A 21128-nucleotide genomic window follows, 5' to 3' on the forward strand; every position below is an offset into this window, starting at 1 on the left:
CGAGGTGCTTCATGGATATCATCGAAACTATTAAAGAGCAGATTGCCAACAATACCGTTCTGCTTTACATGAAAGGCTCTCCGAATGCCCCTCAGTGTGGTTTTTCGGCAAAAGCTTCGCAGGCATTGATGGCGTGTGGCGAGAAGTTCGCTTATGTCGACATCCTGCAGAACCCTGAAATTCGTGCCAACCTGCCTAAATATGCCAATTGGCCAACGTTCCCACAGCTGTGGGTCGGTGGCGAACTGGTCGGCGGGAGCGACATCATCACTGAGCTGTTTGCCAGTGGGGAGCTGCAAACGCAAGTCAAGGAAGCAACCGCCAAAGCAGCGGCTGACAAAGCCGACGCGTGATTGGCGCTGGCTCCCACTGATCTGTGGAGTAGGCTTGCAACTACGCGTCCCGCTGCGAACAGCTTCACATGGTGGACCTGATACACCGCTAAACGCCTGCCATGAAAAAGCCCCGCCCTCGAAAGAGAAGCGGGGCTTTTTCGTTGTTGCGGGTGTATTAGTCGCCCATCTGGGACTGCAGGTAGTTTTCGATGCCGACTTTATCGATCAGGCCCAGTTGGGTTTCAAGCCAGTCGATGTGTTCTTCTTCGGATTCGAGGATATCTTCGAGCAGCTCGCGGCTGCCGAAGTCGCCGACGACTTCAAAGTGCGCGATGGCCGCTTTGAGATCAGCCAGACCTTTCTGTTCGATCTTCAGGTCACACTCGAGCATTTCTTTGGTGTGTTCGCCGATCAGGATTTTGCCCAGCTCTTGCAGGTTAGGCAGGCCTTCGAGGAACAGGATGCGCTTGATCAGCTTGTCGGCGTGCTTCATCTCGTCGATGGATTCGTGATACTCGTGCGCGCCGAGTTTTTTCAGGCCCCAGTCTTCATACATACGGGCATGCAGAAAGTATTGGTTGATTGCGACCAGCTCGTTTCCGAGGATCTTGTTGAGATGCTGGATGACTGTAACGTCGCCTTTCATGTCGAGGTCCTGCTCTATGGCTTATGTGGATAAGTCAAGAGTTTGAGCCGCACTGTAGGGGGTGTCAAACCTAAGTTGTTGAATAATAAGTCAATTAAATACTAATAAGAATGTTTGAGTTCCGCATCTTGGTGCTAACCATTTGAATTGCAGGCATAAAAAAACCGGACACAAGGTCCGGTTCTCTGGAACGCGACATTCAGGCGACTGAAAACTCTGCCGGGTAAGGCAATACAGCGTGGCTGCTTTGCAGTTCGGTCAGGGTTTCGCGCACGATTTCTTTGGCGAACGTGGCGCATTTGCCACATTTGCTGGCAACGCCCAACGTTTGGCGGACATCGCGGTAACTACAGCATCCTTCAAGGATCGCGTCCCGGATTTGCCCGTCAGTAACACCTTGGCAGAGGCAGACATACATAAGTGAGAACCGTCGCAGGTTGTGGCTCAATGCGAGGGATACTAATGTTAATGAGAATGCTTGTCAAAACAACTTTGGTAGGGGGCGTGCCAGAATTTGAGGGATGCCGACGGGCGGTGAGTCAGATACACCGTGTTGCATCATTCGCAGGCAAGCCTGCTCCCACAAAGGCGATTCAATCAATTGTGGGAGCAGGCTTGCAACTACGCGTCCCGCTGCGAATGCGGAGTATCCGACAGCACAAAAAAACCGGCCATATAGGCCGGTTTTGGAGGACGCAAAGGTTTCAGTCGTTGAAGTCTTCCCAGCCACCCATTTGTTTCCAGCGGTTGACGATGCCGCAGAACAGCTCAGCAGTCTTTTCGGTGTCGTAGCGGGCCGAGTGCGCTTCACGGCCATCAAAGTCGATGTCTGCCGTTTGACAGGCCTTGGCCAGCACGGTTTGACCGTAGGCCAGACCTGCCAGGGTCGCTGTGTCGAAGCTGGAGAACGGGTGGAAAGGGTTGCGCTTCATGTCCAGGCGAGCGACGGCAGCGTTCAGGAACCCGAGGTCGAAGCTACTGTTATGCCCCACCAGAATCGCCCGCTTGCAGCCATTGGCCTTCAGGGCCTTGCGTACGCCGCGGAAGATATCGGTCAGCGCGGTTTCTTCGCTGACCGCCATGCGCAGCGGGTGATCGAGCTTGATGCCGGTGAACTCCAGCGCCGCTGCTTCGATATTGGCGCCTTCGAACGGTTCAACACGGAAGAAGTAGGTGTGCTCAGGGAACACAAAGCCTTTTTCATCCATGCCGATCGTGACCGCGGCAATTTCCAGCAGGGCGTCGGTCGCCGAGTTGAAGCCGCCGGTTTCTACGTCGATAACGACCGGCAGATAGCCACGGAAACGGGCAGCCATCGGGTGCCGAGAGCCTCCGCCGCCATGACCGTCCTGTTCGTCGTCGAAATGATCTTCACTCACGCGTGTTTCTCCAGCAGGCGCCAGCGCAGTTTTTCACCGGCGCGCAGCGGAATTACGGACAGCGCGCCAAATGGCAGGCTGGTAGGTGCGGTCCATTCATCACGGACCAGCGTTATGGTGTCGCGGTTGGGTGCCAGGCCGTAGAACGCCGGACCGTGAACACTGGCGAAGCCTTCCAGTTTGTCCAGGGCATTGCGTAGTTCGAACGCTTCGGCGTACAGCTCGATAGCGGCGTAAGCGGTGTAGCAGCCGGCACAACCGCAGGCTGTTTCTTTGGCGTGCTGGGCGTGGGGAGCCGAATCGGTACCGAGGAAGAATTTCGTGCTGCCACTGGTGGCGGCGTCGAGCAATGCATCCTGGTGAATATTGCGCTTGAGGATCGGCAGGCAATAGAAGTGCGGACGAATCCCGCCGACCAGCATGTGGTTGCGGTTATAAAGCAGGTGATGAGCGGTAATCGTCGCCCCCACGTTAGCAGGCGCTTCGTTGACGAATTGCACGGCTTCGCGGGTGGTGATGTGTTCGAAAACCACCTTCAGCGTCGGGAAGCGTTCGACCACTCGCCGCAAATGCTCATCGATGAAGAACTTTTCACGATCGAAAACGTCGATTTCGCCACGCGTCACTTCCCCGTGGACCAAAAGCGGCAGGCCAACCTCGGCCATGGTTTCGAGCGCCGGGAAAATCTTGTCGATGCTGGTAACACCGGAATCGGAGTTGGTGGTCGCCCCGGCCGGGTACAGTTTCGCGGCATGGACAAAGCCGCTGGCCTTAGCCGCGCGGATATCCTGCGGTTGTGTCAGGTCGGTCAGGTAAAGCACCATCAATGGCTCAAAGCGGCTGCCTGCCGGGCGCGCAGCAAGGATGCGCTGGCGATAGGCGTCAGCTTCCTGCGCATTGCGTACGGGAGGCACCAGGTTAGGCATGATGATTGCGCGGCCAAAAGTACGCGCAACGTCAGCAACGGTGTGAGGCAAAACAGCTCCATCGCGGAGGTGAATGTGCCAGTCGTCGGGACGCAGAAGGGTCAGGCGGTCGGACATTGGGGATTCCAGGCGGGTCAAACTCGCTGGGAATGCTACCGGAAAAGACTCATCCAGGCACTCGCTATCAAGTTTTCCGGAAAGTTACCGATAGCCAGACGTATGCCGTATTTCTAGTGGAGCCTCCCGTGCGCCAGCGTTATCTAGCCTTGCTCAGTGTGTTTGCCAGCCTGCCGGCAATGGCTATCACTTTCCAGACGCGTCTGGAAAGTACCGAATGGAAAGTCGAAGGCGATAAATTCGAGTGCCGTTTGATCCAGCCCATCACCGATTTCGGTGTGGGTGAGTTCGTGCGTCGCGCGGGGGAGCAGGCCACATTCCGCCTCAAGGCGAGCGGCAGTATGCTCGGCTCGGGTTCTGCGACCTTGTTGGCCGCGGCTGCGCCCTGGCAGCCGGGGCGCGGTGACATCAATCTGGGCGCGGTCAAAGTGAGCAACGGCGAGATTCCATTCAACAGCTCCCAGGGCCAGGCCGGGCGACTGATCGCAGGTTTGCTTGAAGGCCGCAGTCCGGTCATTCGTCATCACACCCAAGAGGGTAGTGTTGTTTTGGAAGTGCGGTTGTTGCCGATCAAGTTCAGCAAGGCGTTCAGCGATTATCAGGCTTGCACCTCCAAGCTGCTGCCGATGAATTACGAGCAGGTCAAGCAGGCGCAAATAAGCTTTCCGGGCAGCGGGGTCGATCTGGATGCACAGGCGCGGGCCAAGCTGCAAGTCATCGTCGATTTTCTCAAAGCCGATCCCACCGTCAACCACATCGAACTCGACGGCCATTCCGACAATAGCGGCAATCGCCTGACCAACCGTGATATGTCCCGGCGCAGGGCCTTGGCGGTGATGGATTTCTTCAAGGCCCAAGGCGTGCCGGAGAAGCAGATCACCCTGCGTTTCCATGGCGAGCGTTACCCGTTGGCGCCCAACACCAATGCCGCTAATCGTGCGCGGAACCGGCGGGTCAATGTCCAGCTGGAACGTGTGGCTCCGGACGAAAAACCGGCTCCCGTTGCGGCATTGGGCAGTGCTGCCGCCACCTCATAATCTGCTGTCATTCGTCGTGCTCTCGACATTAACTGTCGCTTCGTCGTCACAAGCTGTCGCGCCTCTGTAAATTCACGGGTTTGAGCGGTAGAATCATTGGTTTTCCGTACAACCCGGTGGAGTGATGGCATGGCGGACGTAAACAAGGTAGTTCTCGCGTATTCCGGTGGCCTGGATACTTCGGTAATCCTCAAGTGGCTGCAGGACACGTATAACTGCGAAGTGGTGACCTTCACCGCTGACCTGGGTCAAGGCGAAGAAGTCGAGCCGGCACGCGCCAAGGCACAAGCCATGGGCGTCAAAGAAATCTACATCGACGACCTGCGCGAAGAGTTCGTGCGCGATTTCGTATTCCCGATGTTCCGCGCCAACACCGTCTACGAAGGTGAGTACCTGCTGGGTACCTCCATCGCTCGTCCGCTGATCGCCAAGCGTCTGATCGAAATTGCCAACGAAACCGGCGCTGACGCCATTTCCCATGGCGCCACCGGCAAAGGCAACGATCAGGTTCGTTTCGAACTGGGCGCCTATGCGCTCAAGCCGGGCGTCAAAGTGATTGCCCCTTGGCGTGAGTGGGATCTGCTGTCGCGCGAAAAACTGATGGACTATGCCGAGAAGCACAACATCCCCATCGAACGTCACGGCAAGAAGAAGTCGCCGTACTCCATGGACGCCAACCTGCTGCACATCTCTTATGAAGGCGGCGTGTTGGAAGACACCTGGACCGAGCACGAAGAAGACATGTGGCGCTGGACCAAGTCCCCTGAGGACGCGCCAAACGTTGCTACCTATCTCGAGCTGACCTATCGCAACGGCGATATCGTTGCCCTGGACGGCGTAGAGATGACGCCGGCGACGGTATTGGCCACCCTGAACCGTATCGGCGGCGAAAACGGTATCGGTCGTCTGGATATCGTCGAGAACCGTTATGTGGGCATGAAGTCGCGCGGCTGCTACGAGACGCCTGGCGGCACCATCATGCTGCGTGCTCACCGCGCTATCGAGTCGATCACCCTGGATCGTGAAGTCGCTCACCTCAAGGATGAGCTGATGCCTAAATACGCCAGCCTGATTTACACCGGTTACTGGTGGAGCCCTGAGCGTTTGATGCTGCAACAGATGATCGACGCGTCTCAGGCTCATGTGAATGGTGTTGTGCGCCTGAAGCTCTACAAAGGCAATGTCATCGTGACCGGCCGCAAGTCTGACGAATCGTTGTTTGATGCCAACATCGCTACGTTTGAAGAGGATGGCGGCGCTTACAACCAGGCTGACGCAGCCGGCTTCATCAAGCTGAATGCTCTGCGCATGCGTATTGCTGCAAATAAAGGTCGCAAGTTGTTCTGATGCCTTGTGTCAAGCGCTGCTAATGATGCCGAGGCTTGTTTGCGATGCTTGCGCACAGAAGAAATGTAGCCCCGGTCTGATCTCCTTGTGAGACGGATCAGGGCTACCTTTTCAATGTTATACGTCGACTCTCACCCTGCATCGTCGGACCTGTCACCCCAGCGTGCAGGGCTTGTCTGTTATTCAATCCTGTAGTGTTGTTTTCGCCTGTAAAGCGAGTCGCTGACGCTTTGATTCGGGCCTTTTTTGAGGCTCGCTGGCTCGCGGCCTATACGAGACAGGTTGTTCATGGACAGTGTTGTCAGGTGATGGCACTGAATGTTCTTGCAACGTAATGATGTCCCCCAGCGTTTTACGGTACCGCTTCATCAATGCTTTAAGTTTTGATTCAAATTCAAGCTCTTTCATGAGTATTGCATTTTTTTAAGCGACTCCAGCAATTGTAGTTGCTGTTCAAGTGCCTGTTCGGTGTCGTGGAATTCTTTCAGTTTAGACATAGTGTTTCCTGTTCGGTCATTCGGCGGGGTGCTAAACCCCACTATTGTCGGTGAGTGTTTTACTGCGTGATACGGACGCCACGACTTCGGGAATCGGGTGCGATCACACTTTGCCTTTCACAACACTAGCTGCTTTTGTTAGAGGTCGCTTCAGGTCGCAATGTTGGAAAATTAATCCGGTTTTAAGTATCACTGTTGAAACCTTCAGGTATTCAAGGCTGCTCTCGTCAGTCGGACGGCATTGGAAGAGCTTGCCTCGGCACCTTAAAGTAGATTCCTACGCCAGAAAACGAATAGAACATGATGAATTCTAGAATCAGCGTTCATTTCTATGGTTTTTTCCTACGGAGGACTGCGAGTAGTTGAACAGTACAGCCGTGTTTGCGAACAATGATTTATAAAAAGAAAACTTCGCTTGAGTCGAGCGTCAAGACGGCGAATGTATCAGGGTGTTGTGTGCGTTTTGAAAACTGGTTAGCCAGCGTCATGAGATCACCCGTGCTGATCTGAGCATTCCGGTCTTTAAGCAATAAAATCAATCGCGTCGCTTGAACGTCGTTTCGATGTGCAGAGCAACCCTTAATGGTCAGCAAGGATAAAAGCTGCTCAAGGTCGTCTATACAAGAAATGGGTCCTCCATAGATGACATCTACCTTGTTAGCCGGGAGCGCCAGAAGTTTGGAGAACGAGCGGAAGTGTTGGATGCTTGATGAGGCCGTTTTCAAGCTGACCGCGACCTTGGTTTCAACGGCGTCTTGCTGTGTTCTGTAATCAGGCGATGCGCTTGGGCGACCGGACCGCGTCAGTACAGCACGATGAGGATGATGTTTCACAGGTTTAATATTCGACAGTGTTTTTTCACTGATCGTATTTTTCTTGATGTCAGAAGTAGGAGGTTCGGCAAGTTCATTGTGCGTGCTGTCCTCTAAGGGGAGGTCGGGTTTCTTGAAGATTTTGAGAAAATTTTTTTCATTGGAAAAGTCTGACGGTGCATACAGAACGGTATAGTTGAAATTCAACGTCAGAAAAAACATAAGCGTCAGTGCGAACGGAAATAAAATTAAAAACCACACGTAAATGTCCTGGCTGTCCTCGTCCAGGAAAGGCAGTGCAGTGGCCGCTGACGCCTCGGAAAGCGCTGCGAACAAGGCGATTACGCTGACTGGATTCATTCCGTTGATGGACTCTTTCATCATGATAGTACCTCGGTAGAACGTTAATTTGCGTAGCGTGTATGAGGGCGTAGAGGGTGTTTAAACTGATTGTCGATGCCTTTGCAATAGACAAGGAGGTGAGTGGCTATGTTTAAAGGTAGTCGTATTTTCAAGAAGTAGGACAGGGCGGCATATTACTTTTTTTAAACGGGACGTAGTGAGGACGCTTTTGTTGCGATCGGTGATCAATGAACCCGAGAATGATTCATGCAGGCAGGGCAGGCGCAGGAGGGAAAGTCCAAACCGGTATCGGCGTATAAGTAAACGCTGAGCGTGACGCGGTCAACACGCCTCTACCGGCTTTGGGTCTGTCGCATTACCCACTACAGTGTGGGGGGATGATCATTCGGCTTATCAATGGCTTATTCTTCGGGTGGATGGCTGGGCCCTGCGCGGTCGCTCGTTTGCCTGAACTCGAATCGATAGTCTCGCCCGATTTTCCATACTTGGCGCACGCTTAAATTCAATTTCTGAGCGATCTCCCATGCGGTGTATCCCAGACTGGAGTAGTGCATGGCGTGACCCGCGACGTCATCGTCGACGGTGTCCGGGTCCTGCTTCTTCTCATTTCTGACGCCGCGAATAGGTCTGCTATAGGATATTTTCAGACCATGCTCCCCAGCCATTCGCCTGACGTCTCTTTTGTTCATTCTCAAAGAGTATTGTAGGGCGCTGACACCGGCGCCCTTCGCGACCAAACTCTTCAATAATTCCAGCTTTTTATGTTTGTCATCCTCCCGCTCTGTATCGAGACGGGGGGGGATCACCGACTCGATAGATAACTCGGCTGTTTCTCCATGAGGGACTACATTGATAACGCCTCCTTGCTGAATGAACTGTTCCACGGCGGTAGTCAAATCCAGTTTATTGGCAGGTTTAGAAGAGAGGTGTGGGTCTTTATTGTTCACGATAATGTACCTTTTTTGAATGTAGCAATGGGAATGGCCACTTCATAAGGTGTGAGCCACTTCGATCCGCTGTCTGTCGGGAAAGTAGGGGCTCTTGAATGACCAGGTTTAAGTTGCCGAGTTTGATCAACTCGACTCAATGACCAAGAGGGTGTGCGAAATCACGGTCAGCGAAAGGCTGAAGCGCAGTAGATGACTTTATTCAGTGATTCCGTTGCGCACTTCATATAAAGGGCTTAATAGCGTCGCTTTCGATAAAAAGTAACGACTGGTAATAAAATTTGCAAGTGAAAAAAGTGCTTTACATGAATTGGGTTGCAAGCAGCGTCGACTTCTTACATGGGGTTAACAAGTCTTCTTTGTGTGATGTAGTACCTTTCCTCTTTGTCTGCTCAGGTGTAGCTAGAATTCAATGAATAGCATTAACTCATTGTCGGATGAGCTCTTTGTATAGGCACTATGTACTTTTCGCCATGACGCTACTAACGACACTGTCTTTTGTCAGGTGCGCTGGCGCAGGGATGTCAGCTCAGGGGGGGCATTACTTATCAGCTACACAGACTGGTTAAATGGGGGGCGGGTATCGATCCCAGCAGTATTCGCAAATCGGTGTTCTAGGAGTTTTCTGAATAGCGTGTAGCTTTTTTCCTAAAGCCCATGGGGACGACAATAAGCCCTGCAAAAGTGTGTAATGTTTCAGTCTCGAATTGGCAAATCTCTCTGAGATACCCACGATGGAATTGGTAATAATTTTATGAGGCTTCTCCTGTGCCATGTCTGACAATCCGACATATTCTGGGTAGGCAGTAGATCGACGACATTCATCAGTACGGTCGTGCTTCGCTGACGTTGCGGCGAGCAAGTTCCGACCTTGGAGGATGGTGGTCGAGCACGGTATGCCGGTTAGAAGTAGTGGCTAGTAGCCATGTCCCGCTGGGTCAGAATCGCGAACAGGATATAGCCAGGTCTCGGATTGATTAGTCTGAAGGGGTATTGGGCCGATGCTTGACCGGTCGGTGATAATTCTATTACTTGGATCGCGATGCTGTAGATCAGCAAACGAAGATGTAACCATTTAATCCACCCTTGAGGGTTGCCAATTGTCAAAAAGGCTCAAAAAATACATCGCGCATGGCGTCTTTTGTAGGATGCATCTGTCGTCTATGTGGGAATGGTCTTTGGGTGTTGGTCCTCGGGGGGGGGCGCCATGCAAAGCACTAAACGACTAGGCTATTGTGCTGACTCTGAAAATTCGAACAGCGAAAATTGGACTTGCCCATGAATAAAGTGCTGATCGTGGATGATCACCCCGTCATTCGCCTTGCTGTACGCATGCTAATGGAGCGCCATGGCTATGAGGTCATCGCGGAAACGGACAATGGCGTGGACGCCCTGCAACTGGCTCGCGAGCATTTGCCCGATATCGTTATTCTTGACATTGGTATCCCCAAACTGGATGGGCTCGAGGTAATCGCCCGTCTGTCGGCCATGACGCTGCCTTTCAAGGTATTGATTCTGACCTCGCAATCTCCGGGGCATTTTTCCATGCGCTGTATGCAGGCAGGAGCGGCCGGCTATGTTTGCAAGCAACAAGATCTCACGGAGTTATTGAGTGCTATCAAGGCCGTTTTGTCGGGCTATAGCTATTTCCCCAACCAGGCACTCCACACCGTGCGCTCAAGCCTGGGAAATGCCAGTGAAGCGGATATGGTCGATCGCCTGTCGGGTCGGGAGATGATGGTGCTGCAACAGCTGGCGCGCGGGAAGACCAATAAAGAAATTGCTGATGGAATGTTTCTGAGCAATAAAACCGTCAGCACATACAAGACACGCTTGCTACTCAAACTCAACGCCCGTTCATTGGTCGACTTGATTGAGCTTGCTCAGCGTAATGGACTGGTCTGATCCATCGTTTCTCAGCGTTCAGGGGTGGCAGAAATATCGGATAGAGAGGGCAGGCTCTAGAGCCGCTGCAGTACATTGATACTGAATAAACGCTAAAGCCTCTCGCGGGTGAGAGGCTTTATACGATGGTCATCGCCCGGCAGTGAACAGCTGTGAGGGCTGATGCTTTAAAGATCGAAGTCATAGTCGGCCAATTGCTTCTGCAAGCGTCGCTCTTCCAGGAGGTTGTCGATGGTGCGACGTTTACTCAAATTGGTCTTTGCCTGCTCCACAGGCGCGTGCGCGTCCTCATCCGCTTCGACTGCAACGAAGTCGTCTTCTACGTCCAGTTGCTCTTTGCCAGTGCTCATAAAGTGACTCCAGGCTTAGGCTGTCATTGGCGCACCTTATAGCGACATTCCTGAAGCGGGTAAAAAAGATTTTTTCAATCGATTACCTAATAAAACCTCTATCGCTCAATCGTCAGAGGTCTTTTTCTTGTATTCGCACAGGTCTTCGATCCTGCAACTGCCACAGCGGGGCTTTCGGGCCTGGCAAACATAACGGCCATGCAGGATCAGCCAGTGATGGGCATCGAGCAGGAAATCTTTTGGAACAAATTTCATCAATTGTTTTTCTACTTCGACCACGTCCTTGCCGGGTGCAATGCCGGTGCGATTGCTGACGCGGAAAATATGCGTGTCGACCGCCATGGTCAGTTGGCGGAACGCGGTGTTGAGAACAACGTTGGCGGTTTTGCGCCCGACCCCCGGTAATGCCTCCAGCGCTTCTCGGGTTTGCGGTACCTGGCCGTCATGCAGCTCGACCAGCAGTCGGCAGGTCTCGATAACGTTTTTCGCTTTGCTGTTGTAGAGACCGATGGTTTTTATGTACTCGGATAACCCCGCCACGCCCAGGTCATAGATAGCCTGAGGGGTGTTGGCCACCGGATACAGGCGTGCAGTGGCCTTGTTTACCCCGACATCGGTCGCTTGGGCCGAAAGAATGACGGCGATCAGCAGTTCGAAAGGTGAGCTGTAGGCCAATTCGGTTTTAGGTTCCGGATTGTCTTCGCGCAGGCGACGGAAAATTTCCAGGCGTTTTGCGGCGTTCATGGGTGAAGCGTTTCCTTCGATGCGGAGTGCTGATCGATGTTCTCGGTGTCAGCCGATGGGCTTGAACCTGAGCGGTTCGCCCAGGCGTTTCTCCCGGCCAGAAGCAGCCCCAGCAGGATAAGTCCTCCGGGTGTCAGTGAGGCAAGGTGCAACCCGCCAGTGAACACATGAGTTTCCCAGTGTGCCGCGCTTGCGCCGAACAGCCATTGGGCATGACTGAACAAGGTGCCATTGCCCATCAGCTCGCGTAGCAGCCCAAGGATCAGCATCAGAGCACTAAACAGGGCGAGCAGCTGTGGAGAGTGGTGAAGTTGATCGTCAGCTGTGTTGCTCGTGTGCTCGCTCAGCACACAATGGATGCTGATCAGTGCCAGGTAGATACCTAATCCCTGAAAAAGCGCCAGTACTTGTGCCTGCAAAACCAGCTCGGCGCAACTGACCAGTGCGGCCGCCAGCAGCGCGCTGGCGAGCAAGCACGAGCCGGAGCTCAGTCGCGGTCGCATCAGTCTGATCAGCGCAGCATGCAGGCCGCCAATGACCCACAGCGCCATCAGCAGCCCGAATGCCCGCATGAGTGAGTCAGTCGCGCCCAAAAGCGGCGTCAGGCTCAGCGGGCCGAGCAGGGCGTTGAGTCGGTTGTTCTGTTGCGCTCGCTCATTCATGGCTGGTTACCGATGGAAGGCGACAGCAGTTGCGACGGATGAGCATCGAAGAAGCGCAATGTTTCATGGATCGCACTGACCGTAGCCCGAGAGGTGATCGTCGCGCCGATGATCTGGTCGAACTGACCGTTGTCTTTTTTCAATGCCCAGCCTGACTCTGCCGGATCGCTCAGCGACTTGCCGAGAAAGCTCGCCAGCCAGCTGGGCTCAGTGGCGATGCGTGCGCCGAGACCGGGTGTTTCGCTCTGCTTGAGGACTTTGACGCCGATCAATTGGCCGTTTGCCGAAACCGCGACCAACAGCTCGATGGTCCCGGAATAACCCTGCGCCTGGCTGTGAAACAGGATGGCACTGGGTTGACCACCCCGTGTGACGAGATAGGCGGCGATCACCGCTTGGGTGTCAGGCGTGCGCTCGGGCAGGGTCAACGGGTGCTGCAAGGGTTGATTGTCGTAACTGTCCGGCGGCAGGACCGATAGAAACGCTTGCGCTTGGGCAGCCTCCTGCTCCGCAGTGATTCGCGGTGCTGCACCATGCTGCAGGGCGATCGTCAGGCCAACCCCAAGGCAGGCGAGGAGGGCGATGATCAGTGCGCTAAGCGGTTTGGAGGGCGTACTCATGACGCCGCTCCGGTTTTTTCTGTTTCTTCGGGGGGCTTCAGGCGCTCTAGCGCGGGCACGGCCAGGTTCATCAGCAGCACTGCGAAAGCGACGCCGTCCGGATAGCTGCCCCATGTGCGAATCAAATAAGTGATCAAACCCACGCCGACGCCGAACAACAGACGCGCGCGTGGACTTTTGGGGCCGGACACGGGCTCTGTCGCGATAAAGAATGCGCCGAGCATGCTTGCACCGGTCAGTAGGTGAAACAGCGGCGAACCGTGGGAGTCTGAACCCGACCCGTTCCAGCAGAGCAGGCTGATGATGAACAGGCTGCCGAGCATCCCCACCGGCGCATGCCAGGTGAACACCCGCTGTTGCAGCAGGAACGCACCGCCCGCGAGGAATGCCAGGTTAAGCCATTCCGCACCTCTGCCACCGAACCGGCCGAACGACAGGTTGCTCGCGAACAGTTCGTCGATGGTCAGACTCTTGTTGATCCGCAACGCATCCAGCGCAGTGGCTTGGGCCCAGGCATCGGGTTGCGCGCTTGAGCCGAAACTGAAGCCGAAAATCTGTTGCAGTCCGCCCATCAGATTCAGGCCATGAGGCGCCGGCCAGTGGTTCATCTGCTGCGGGAAGGACACCAGCACCATGGCGTACCCAAGCATGGCCGGGTTGAATGGGTTTTTACCCACGCCACCGAACAGATGCTTGCCACACAGCAGCGCAAAGCCGCTGGCCAGCAGCGTTAGCCACCACGGCGAATAAGGCGGCAGGGCGAAGGCCAGCAGGGTTGCGCTGACCAATGCGCTACCGTCACTCAGAGAGGGCTTGAGCGGCTGTCGGCGTAGCTTGAGTGCCACGGCCTCGACCGCCAGGGCCATGCTGGCTGCCAGCAGCCAATTGATCACAACGCCCCAACCATAAAACCACAGCAGCGTCAGTACGCCGGGCACCGTGGCCAGTAACACCAGCGCCATGGTTTTTTGCAGACGCTCGCTGACCTGTTCGACCGTGGCCATCTTTTCAACCGCGCCGGGGGCCTCAGGCTTTGGCATGGGCATCGGCCTTGGGTTGTGCCTGAACCGTCGCTTCGAGCGCGTTCAAGGTCTGCTCCGCTGCTTCGAATTCGCGCTGCAAGACGATCAGCTGCATTTGCTGTTCGTAGGTGGGTGGATGACCGAAGGCCTTGAGCGATTTATTCAGTTGCGCGCGGCTCATTGCCAGGGTGATTTTGGCTTTTTTCAGCGCTTGGTCATTGGCTGCGGCTTTCTGCGCCCGGATGCGCTCAACGGCAGCCTGCACGGGGTTCAGCGCTGCCGGTGACGCTGTTGGGGCTTGCACCGGGCGTTGTGCACGTGCCAGCCGTTCGGCCTGCTTGTGTTCTTCTTCGCGGCGTAACCGGTCGTTGCGCATTTCGAAGCGCTGGCGCGCGTGGTTGCGCTTGCTGGCGCGGGCCTGTTGCTGTTCGCTGCTGAAGGCCATGCCGCCAACGATGGGGATCACACCGGACAGCGGCAATGGGTGCATTTCGATGCAATCCACTGGGCAAGGCGCAACGCATAGGTCGCAACCGGTGCATTCGTCGATGATCACGGTATGCATCAGTTTTGCCGCGCCAACGATGGCATCCACCGGGCAGGCCTGAATGCACTTGGTGCAGCCGATGCACTCGGCTTCGCGGATGAACGCCACCTGCGCCGGCGCCGGGCCGCGCTCAGGGTCCAGTTGCACGACAGGGACTTCCAATAGCCGAGCGAGCGCGGCGATGGTTTCGTCACCGCCGGGCGGGCACTTGTTGATCGCTTCGCCGCGGGCAATCCCCTGAGCGTAGGGTTTGCAGCCAGGATGGCCGCACTTGCCGCATTGCGTCTGTGGCAGCAGCGCGTCGATCTGTTGGATCAGGGTCATGGTTTGACCAGCCCACTGAGGCCGAGAAAGGCCAGGCCCATCAAGCCGGCGCTGATCAGCTCGATCGGCAAACCGCGAAAAGGTAACGGGACGTCCTGGCTTTGAATGCGGTGGCGAAGATCGTGAAACAGGCTCAGCACCAGCCAGAAGCCCAGTCCAGCACCAAGACTCAGGGCCAGCGTGAAGAAAATTCCTTTGTCTGCCTGCGTGCTCAGCAGCGCCAGGCCCAGGATGCCGGCGTTACCCAGCAGCAGCGGCCACAGTCCATCGAACGGCAACCGAGGCAATAGCCGGGACAGCACGGACAAGCAGGGGGTGATCGACAATACGCTGACCGGCAGGAACACAAACAAGCGCAGGTATGCCAAGTCCAGCGGCAACAACAGATAGTGGTACAGCAGGTGGCTGAGGAGTGTGCTCAAAAGCATGATCCAGGCGGTCGCAATGCTCAGCGCATGCACCTGCGAGCGGGTGAAGTCCGTTTGGCGGGTAGCGTTGAACAACGGATCGACGCTCAGCGGCAACTGCAATACGAGGTTATTGATCAGTGCGGCGCTGATGAGCGTGAGAATGAAGTCGGTCATGGTCGTGCCGGGGTAAGCGAGCAGGCGAGGGGGCCTTTAAGGAAGATAGTACCCGTCAAGGAAGCCGGTCGTACTTCTTGCGCAATAAGCCCGCCAACAGCGAGACGTTGCTGTTCGCGGGCTTTTTGTCGGGCTTACTTGATGCGTTGGCCAGGCTTGGCGCCGCTGTCCGGGCTGAGCAGGTAGATCTCTTCACCACCAGGGCCTGCCGCCATCACCATGCCTTCAGAGATGCCGAAACGCATTTTGCGTGGTTTGAGGTTGGCGATCATCATCGTAAGGCGACCTTCCAGCTCGGCCGGATTCGGATAGGCGCTCTTGATCCCGGAAAAGACGTTGCGCTGTTCGTCGCCAATATCCAGGGTCAGACGCAGCAGCTTGTCAGCACCTTCAACGTGTTCTGCCTTGAGGATCAGGGCCACGCGGAGGTCAACGGCCGCGAACGCGTCGAAGTCGATCTCGGCGGCCAGGGGCTCTTTCAGCAGTTCGCCATTGCCTTGCGGCGTGGTGGAGGTCTGGCTGGCGGTCAGGTCTTCTTTCGAGGCGTCGGTCATGGCTTGCACTTTTACCGGATCGATTCGGGTCATCAGCGCCAGGAACGGATTGAGCTGATGATTGCTGAGTAGCGTCAGGTGGTCGTCCCAGGTCAGCGGTGCGACGTTCAGGAATTTTTCGGCATCGGCGGCCAGCAGCGGCAACACCGGTTTGAGGAAAATCACCAGTTGGCGGAACAGATTGATGCCCAGTGCGCAAACGGCCTGGACTTCGTCTTGCTTGCCTTCCTGTTTGGCCAGCGACCACGGCGCTTTTTCCGCGATGTAGGCGTTGGCGCGGTCGGCCAGGCCCATGATTTCACGCATGGCCCGGGCAAAGTCACGGGCTTCATACGCTTCGGCGATGCCGGGAGCAGCGGCGAGGAATGCGTCGGTCAGTTCTGGCGCGGCATTGCCCGCGACCAGAACGCCTGCATTGCCTTTGTGGATGAAACCGGCGCAACGGCTGGCAATGTTGACTACTTTGCCGATCAGGTCGGAATTGACCTTCTGCACGAAGTCTTCCAGGTTCAGGTCCAGATCGTCGACGCCGCGGCTAAGCTTGGCTGCGTAGTAGTAACGCAGGTACTCCGGCGACAAGTTGTCCAGATACGTGCGGGCTTTGATGAAGGTGCCGCGCGATTTTGACATTTTCTGGCCGTTGACGGTCAGGTAGCCGTGGACGTTGATTCCGCTCGGTTTACGGAAGCCTGCGCCTTCGAGCATTGCCGGCCAGAACAGTGCGTGGAAGTTGACGATGTCCTTGCCGATGAAGTGGTACAGCTCGGCGCTGGAGTCCTTGGCCCAGTAGGCGTCGAAGTCCAGATCAGGGCGGCGTGCGCAGAGGTTCTTGAAGCTGGCCATGTAGCCAATCGGCGCGTCCAGCCAGACGTAGAAATATTTGCCTGGCTCGCCTGGAATCTCGAAGCCGAAATACGGCGCATCGCGAGAGATGTCCCACTGTTGCAGACCTGCATCCAGCCATTCGGCGATTTTGTTCGCCACAGCTTCTTGCAACGTACCGCTGCGGGTCCAGCTTTTGAGCATGGCGTCGAAGTCGGGCAGCTTGAAGAAAAAATGCTGGGACTCTTTCAATACCGGCGTCGCACCGGAAATCGCCGATTTAGGATCTTTCAGGTCGGTCGGGGCGTAGGTCGCACCGCACTTTTCGCAGTTGTCGCCGTACTGATCTTCGGTGCCGCATTTCGGGCAGGTGCCCTTGATGAAGCGGTCGGCCAGGAACATCTTCTTTTCCGGGTCGAAATACTGAGTAATCGAGCGGGTAGCGATGTGGCCGGCGTCGCGCAGGCGGGTGTAGATCATGCTCGACAGCTCACGGTTTTCGTCGGAGTGCGTCGAGTGGAAGTTATCGAAGTCCACCAGGAAGTCGGCAAAGTCGGCGCTGTGTTCAGCCTTGACGTTGTCGATCAGTTGTTCCGGGGTAATGCCTTCCTTTTCAGCACGCAGCATGATTGCCGAGCCGTGGGCGTCGTCCGCGCAGACATAAATGCACTGATTGCCGCGATGCTTCTGGAAGCGCACCCACATATCGGTCTGGATGTACTCAAGCATGTGGCCAAGATGGATTGATCCATTGGCATAGGGCAGGGCGCTGGTGACGAGAATCTTGCGTGGCTCGGACATGGGGCTCGGCTACTTGAAGTGAAACGGAGGTCGGCCACTATAAAGGTCCGGGCGATATTTTTCACCTCGTCGCCCCGTATTGCCTGCAATCAAGCGCATGATCGGCGTGCTGCCAAAGCAGCTAAGGCGTAGGATAGCCGCCTGTTTTACTCAGTCTTTATTATCGGGAGTAGCCATGAGCGCCGTTAATCGCGCAGCGGTGGAAGCCGTTCTTCGCCAATATACCGACCCTTATTTGAATCAGGATCCTGTCAGCGCTGGCTGTGTTCGTGCCATCGATATCCAGGGCGACCGCGTCAACGTGCAACTCGAGTTGGGCTATGCCGCAGCCTTGTTCAAGAACGGCTGGGCGCAAATGCTGCAAATGGCTATCGAGGGGCTCGATGGGGTGTCGTCGGCCAAGGTCGACGTCCGCAGCGTGATCGCCGCGCACAAGGCTCAGGGGCAGATTCCGGGCATGGCCAATGTGAAGAACATTGTCGCCGTCGCTTCCGGTAAAGGCGGGGTGGGTAAATCCACCACCGCCGCGAACCTGGCGCTGGCACTGTCTCGTGAAGGTGCGCGGGTCGGCATTCTCGATGCCGATATCTATGGTCCGAGCCAAGGTGTGATGTTTGGCATCCCTGAAGGCACGCGGCCGAAGATCAAGGATCAGAAGTGGTTCGTGCCCATCGAGTCCCATGGCATTGAAGTCATGTCCATGGCATTCCTGACCGATGACAACACGCCGATGGTCTGGCGCGGTCCGATGGTTTCAGGTGCGCTGCTGCAACTGATCACGCAAACGGCGTGGAATGATCTGGACTATCTGGTCATCGATATGCCACCAGGTACCGGTGATATTCAACTGACGCTGGCGCAGAAAGTCCCGGTGGCGGGCGCTGTAATTGTCACCACTCCGCAGGATCTGGCGTTGCTGGACGCCAAGAAAGGCGTCGAGATGTTCCGCAAGGTCAACATCCCGGTGCTGGGTGTGGTGGAAAACATGGCGGTGCACATCTGCTCCAATTGTGGTCACGCAGAGCATCTGTTCGGTGAGGGCGGCGGCGAGAAGTTGGCGGCGCAATACGATGTCGAACTGCTGGCGTCATTGCCGCTGTCGATACTGATTCGCGAACAGGCGGACGGTGGCAAGCCGACGGTGATTGCCGAGCCTGAAAGCCAGATCGCCATGGTGTATCAGGAGCTGGCACGTCACGTGGGCGCGCGGATCGTCTTGCAGGAAGCTCAGGCGCAGGCAATGCCGAGCATCACCATCAGCGACGACTGAAGCTTCATGTAGGAGCGCGCTTGCAACTACGCGTCCCGCCGCGATGGCGTTGTGTCTGGCACACCGAGTCGCCTTCATCGCGGGCAAGCGCGCTCCTACAGTCCTGAGTGTCTTTTACAAAACACACAGGCACAAAAAAGCCCCGCTTTTGAGGGCGGGGCTCTTTTTAAGCGAATAAGTACAAGTTAGATAACTTGAACTTCTTCAGCTTGCATGCCTTTCTGGCCGCGGGTAGCGACGAAAGAGACCTGTTGGCCTTCTTTCAGGCTTTTGAAGCCGTCAGATTGGATAGCTTTGAAGTGAACGAACAAGTCGTCACCGGATTGTGGAGTGATGAAGCCGAAGCCTTTTTCATCGTTGAACCACTTAACGGTACCAGTTTGGCGATTAGACATGGTGTATCTCCTTGGACAAAGTTAACTGCGACTCAGGAAAAGCCCTGGCCGAGACTGAGTGCAAAGAGCAGGAAAAATTCTTGGAGATGGTTGGATCGAAATTCAACATCGTGTAGAGATTCTCAGTGACACAAGCAACACAGTGGCGCCACCTTAACCCTTTTTCAGGAACGTGCCAATGGTCTTGTTCACGATTATTTATTTTCGTGACTAAAGGTCCGTTTGGACCGATGACGGAGACCTCTAGAGTCTTTGAACCGGACGGCCCGGCCCGGTAAGATGCCGGACATATTTTTCCACCTCGCTATTCAGGACACCGCCATGAGCATCAAATCGGACAAGTGGATTCGCCGCATGGCGCAAGAGCACGGCATGATCGAGCCCTTCGTAGAGCGTCAGATGCGTGGTGAAGGCGCTAGCCGGCTGATCTCCTACGGTGTGTCCAGCTATGGCTACGACGTGCGTTGTGCTGCTGAATTCAAGGTGTTCACCAACATCAATTCGGCGACCGTCGATCCGAAGAATTTCGATGAAAAGAGCTTCGTCGACGTTACAAGCGATGTCTGCATCATTCCGCCGAACTCGTTCGCCCTGGCACGCACAGTCGAATATTTCCGCATTCCGCGCAATGTGCTGACCATCTGTCTGGGAAAAAGCACGTACGCCCGTTGCGGGATTATCGTCAACGTAACGCCGCTCGAGCCTGAGTGGGAAGGCCACGTAACCCTGGAATTCTCCAATACCACGACCTTGCCGGCGAAAATCTACGCCAACGAAGGCGTGGCGCAGATGCTGTTTCTGGAATCCGACGAAGAGTGCGAAATTTCTTATAAGGACCGTGGCGGCAAGTATCAGGGCCAACGCGGCGTGACACTGCCCCGCACGTGATCGGCCGTTGATCCGGCACGCAGGGAATTAGTGATCATTTCGGCACTCTACTGACTGAGCGGTTCCCTCTCGCGGCAAGCGAGAAGGACCGATGCTCAGGAGTGCCCTATGAAGATGAAGTCGAAACGCATCGCCCCCGTTGTAGACACTAAACACAATTACGTGGGTTTGCTGGCCTGGTCGTTGCTTGCGCATCCGCAAGGCAGCGGGGGCGGCGGTATTCCGACGCAGCCGGATCCCGACTCCCCTAACGAGCAGCCGGAAGAGCCCGGTGAGCCAACCCTTCCAGATGAGCCGCCACCCAAGCCTGTGGTTTGAGTGAGCCCGCGGGTCAATTAGCGCCCACAACGGCCCTGTCCCCCATCACAAGAGTCGGGCGCGGTGCGGTGTGTCAGATATATACCGCCTCGCGGGCAAGCCCGCTTGTGTCTTCGTGCAGGGGTAGAAGCCGGGTTTCCGGTTTACTTCAAATTCCCGCTCAAGAACTGTCGCAGCCGTTCGCTTTGCGGATTGCCCAGTACTTCGTCAGGATGGCCCTGTTCTTCGACCAGACCCTGGTGCAGGAACATCACCTGATTCGAGACCTTGCGGGCGAAGCTCATTTCGTGGGTGACCATAATCATGGTCCGGCCTTCTTCGGCCAGACCCTGAATCACTTTGAGTACTTCGCCGACCAGTTCCGGGTCCAGGGCCGAGGTCGGTTCGTCGAACAGCATGACCTCAGGTTCCATCGCCAGTGCACGGGCAATGGCCACGCGCTGTTGTTGGCCGCCAGAGAGGAACGCCGGGTATTGCTCGGCGACGCGGGCCGGCAAGCCAACCTTGTCCAGGTACTTGCGCGCGCGCTCTTCGGCTTCGCGTTTGGAAACGCCCAGCACACGGCGCGGGGCCATGCTGACGTTCTCCAGTACGGTCATGTGGCTCCACAGGTTGAAATGCTGGAACACCATCGCCAGACGCGTGCGGATGCGCTGCAGTTCATCGGGGTCGGCGACATGCATGCCGTGTCGGTCGTTGATCATGCGCACGGACTGGCCGTCCAGGGTCATGGCGCCGCTATTGGGTGTTTCGAGAAAGTTGATGCAACGCAAGAAGGTACTTTTGCCCGAGCCGCTGGCGCCGATCAGGCTGATCACGTCGCCCGTGCTGGCCTTGAGCGATACGCCTTTGAGCACCTCGTTGTCGCCATAGCATTTGTGCAGGCTATCGATGGTCAGTTTGTACATGCCGTGCA

23 protein-coding genes are annotated in these 21128 nt (G+C 55.9%); 7 read left to right on the plus strand and 16 right to left on the minus strand.

Translation table 11 applies throughout. The features are described from left to right. The first annotated feature begins 11 nt into the window (after positions 1–11). Positions 12–353 carry a Grx4 family monothiol glutaredoxin gene (gene grxD, locus AC1MEE_RS00685; RefSeq protein WP_480413224.1) on the plus strand — a complete coding sequence of 114 codons (342 nt, stop codon included), beginning with the start codon at positions 12–14 and terminating at the stop codon, positions 351–353. Between the two features lie 157 nt (positions 354–510). Here the strand turns inward: grxD and bfr are convergent, their stop codons facing one another. The 4 genes from bfr to pyrC all read right to left on the minus strand — a co-directional run bounded on the left by bfr (position 511) and on the right by pyrC (position 3403). Then, on the minus strand, positions 511–981 hold the full coding sequence (bfr, locus tag AC1MEE_RS00690; RefSeq protein ID WP_480413225.1) for a bacterioferritin: 471 nt from the start codon (positions 979–981) through the stop codon (positions 511–513). Positions 982–1180: 199 nt separating this feature from the next. Further along, positions 1181–1399, minus strand: a complete 219-nt coding sequence (locus AC1MEE_RS00695) for a bacterioferritin-associated ferredoxin (RefSeq protein WP_480413226.1) — start codon at positions 1397–1399, stop codon at positions 1181–1183. Positions 1400–1685: 286 nt separating this feature from the next. After that, complete coding sequence (gene rnt / locus AC1MEE_RS00700; protein WP_480413227.1) at positions 1686–2360, minus strand: ribonuclease T; 675 nt, start codon at positions 2358–2360, stop codon at positions 1686–1688. Further along, the gene (gene pyrC, locus AC1MEE_RS00705; protein ID WP_480413228.1) at positions 2357–3403 is read right to left on the minus strand and encodes a dihydroorotase; all 1047 of its coding nucleotides are present in this window, start codon (positions 3401–3403) and stop codon (positions 2357–2359) included. Before pyrC ends, rnt begins: the two co-directional genes overlap by 4 nt. 128 nt (positions 3404–3531) lie before the next feature. Here pyrC and AC1MEE_RS00710 point away from each other — a divergent pair, with 128 nt between their 5' ends. Both AC1MEE_RS00710 and AC1MEE_RS00715 read left to right on the plus strand, forming a co-directional pair. Further along, positions 3532–4440, plus strand: coding sequence for a flagellar protein MotY (locus tag AC1MEE_RS00710; RefSeq protein WP_480413229.1), 909 nt, complete (start codon positions 3532–3534; stop codon positions 4438–4440). A gap of 129 nt (positions 4441–4569) precedes the next feature. After that, positions 4570–5787 (plus strand): argininosuccinate synthase, encoded by a 1218-nt coding sequence (locus tag AC1MEE_RS00715; protein ID WP_480413230.1) that lies wholly within the window; start codon positions 4570–4572, stop codon positions 5785–5787. 892 nt (positions 5788–6679) lie between these two features. Here the strand turns inward: AC1MEE_RS00715 and AC1MEE_RS00720 are convergent. Then, positions 6680–7480, minus strand: a complete 801-nt coding sequence (locus AC1MEE_RS00720; protein ID WP_480413231.1) for a hypothetical protein — start codon at positions 7478–7480, stop codon at positions 6680–6682. A gap of 380 nt (positions 7481–7860) precedes the next feature. Then, positions 7861–8406: a hypothetical protein gene (locus AC1MEE_RS00725; protein WP_480413232.1), complete on the minus strand. Its 546-nt coding sequence runs from the start codon at positions 8404–8406 to the stop codon at positions 7861–7863. Between the two features lie 1278 nt (positions 8407–9684). Here AC1MEE_RS00725 and AC1MEE_RS00730 point away from each other — a divergent pair. Next, positions 9685–10311: a response regulator gene (locus AC1MEE_RS00730; RefSeq protein WP_480413233.1), complete on the plus strand. Its 627-nt coding sequence runs from the start codon at positions 9685–9687 to the stop codon at positions 10309–10311. A gap of 167 nt (positions 10312–10478) precedes the next feature. On the opposite strand, the gene AC1MEE_RS00735 is transcribed toward AC1MEE_RS00730, so the two are convergent. From AC1MEE_RS00735 to metG, 8 genes are all read right to left on the minus strand, one after another. Beyond that, positions 10479–10661 carry a PA3496 family putative envelope integrity protein gene (locus tag AC1MEE_RS00735; protein WP_480413235.1) on the minus strand — a complete coding sequence of 61 codons (183 nt, stop codon included), beginning with the start codon at positions 10659–10661 and terminating at the stop codon, positions 10479–10481. Between the two features lie 105 nt (positions 10662–10766). Then, on the minus strand, positions 10767–11405 hold the full coding sequence (gene nth / locus AC1MEE_RS00740; RefSeq protein ID WP_480413236.1) for an endonuclease III: 639 nt from the start codon (positions 11403–11405) through the stop codon (positions 10767–10769). Continuing rightward, positions 11402–12067: an Rnf-Nqr domain containing protein gene (locus tag AC1MEE_RS00745; protein ID WP_480413237.1), complete on the minus strand. Its 666-nt coding sequence runs from the start codon at positions 12065–12067 to the stop codon at positions 11402–11404. The genes nth and AC1MEE_RS00745 overlap by 4 nt, the downstream gene beginning before the upstream one ends. After that, positions 12064–12687, minus strand: a complete 624-nt coding sequence (locus tag AC1MEE_RS00750) for an RnfABCDGE type electron transport complex subunit G (protein ID WP_480413238.1) — start codon at positions 12685–12687, stop codon at positions 12064–12066. Before AC1MEE_RS00750 ends, AC1MEE_RS00745 begins: the two co-directional genes overlap by 4 nt. Then, a complete protein-coding gene (locus AC1MEE_RS00755; protein WP_480416119.1) occupies positions 12684–13691 on the minus strand; it encodes an RnfABCDGE type electron transport complex subunit D in 1008 nt (335 codons plus the stop codon). Before AC1MEE_RS00755 ends, AC1MEE_RS00750 begins: the two co-directional genes overlap by 4 nt. Before the next feature lie 22 nt (positions 13692–13713). Then, complete coding sequence (gene rsxB / locus AC1MEE_RS00760; protein WP_480413239.1) at positions 13714–14580, minus strand: electron transport complex subunit RsxB; 867 nt, start codon at positions 14578–14580, stop codon at positions 13714–13716. Then, entirely contained in the window at positions 14577–15164 is a 588-nt protein-coding gene (locus AC1MEE_RS00765; RefSeq protein ID WP_480413240.1) for an Rnf-Nqr domain containing protein, read from the minus strand. The genes rsxB and AC1MEE_RS00765 overlap by 4 nt, the downstream gene beginning before the upstream one ends. Before the next feature lie 134 nt (positions 15165–15298). Then, positions 15299–17341, minus strand: coding sequence for a methionine--tRNA ligase (gene metG, locus AC1MEE_RS00770; protein WP_480413241.1), 2043 nt, complete (start codon positions 17339–17341; stop codon positions 15299–15301). Positions 17342–17516: 175 nt separating this feature from the next. On the opposite strand from metG, the gene apbC reads away from it, so the two are divergent. After that, the gene (apbC, locus tag AC1MEE_RS00775; RefSeq protein ID WP_480413242.1) at positions 17517–18611 is read left to right on the plus strand and encodes an iron-sulfur cluster carrier protein ApbC; all 1095 of its coding nucleotides are present in this window, start codon (positions 17517–17519) and stop codon (positions 18609–18611) included. A 185-nt stretch (positions 18612–18796) separates the two neighbouring features. On the opposite strand, the gene AC1MEE_RS00780 is transcribed toward apbC, so the two are convergent. After that, on the minus strand, positions 18797–19006 hold the full coding sequence (locus AC1MEE_RS00780; protein WP_014336857.1) for a cold-shock protein: 210 nt from the start codon (positions 19004–19006) through the stop codon (positions 18797–18799). 321 nt (positions 19007–19327) lie between these two features. On the opposite strand from AC1MEE_RS00780, the gene dcd reads away from it, so the two are divergent. Further along, positions 19328–19894: a dCTP deaminase gene (gene dcd / locus AC1MEE_RS00785; RefSeq protein WP_480413243.1), complete on the plus strand. Its 567-nt coding sequence runs from the start codon at positions 19328–19330 to the stop codon at positions 19892–19894. 108 nt (positions 19895–20002) lie between these two features. Next, a complete protein-coding gene (locus AC1MEE_RS00790) occupies positions 20003–20212 on the plus strand; it encodes a hypothetical protein (protein WP_480413245.1) in 210 nt (69 codons plus the stop codon). A 143-nt stretch (positions 20213–20355) separates the two neighbouring features. On the opposite strand, the gene AC1MEE_RS00795 is transcribed toward AC1MEE_RS00790, so the two are convergent. Beyond that, positions 20356–21120 (minus strand): ABC transporter ATP-binding protein, encoded by a 765-nt coding sequence (locus tag AC1MEE_RS00795; RefSeq protein ID WP_480413246.1) that lies wholly within the window; start codon positions 21118–21120, stop codon positions 20356–20358. Positions 21121–21128: the final 8 nt, after the last annotated feature.

The sequence above is a fragment of the Pseudomonas sp. ASL3 genome, from assembly GCF_056680425.1.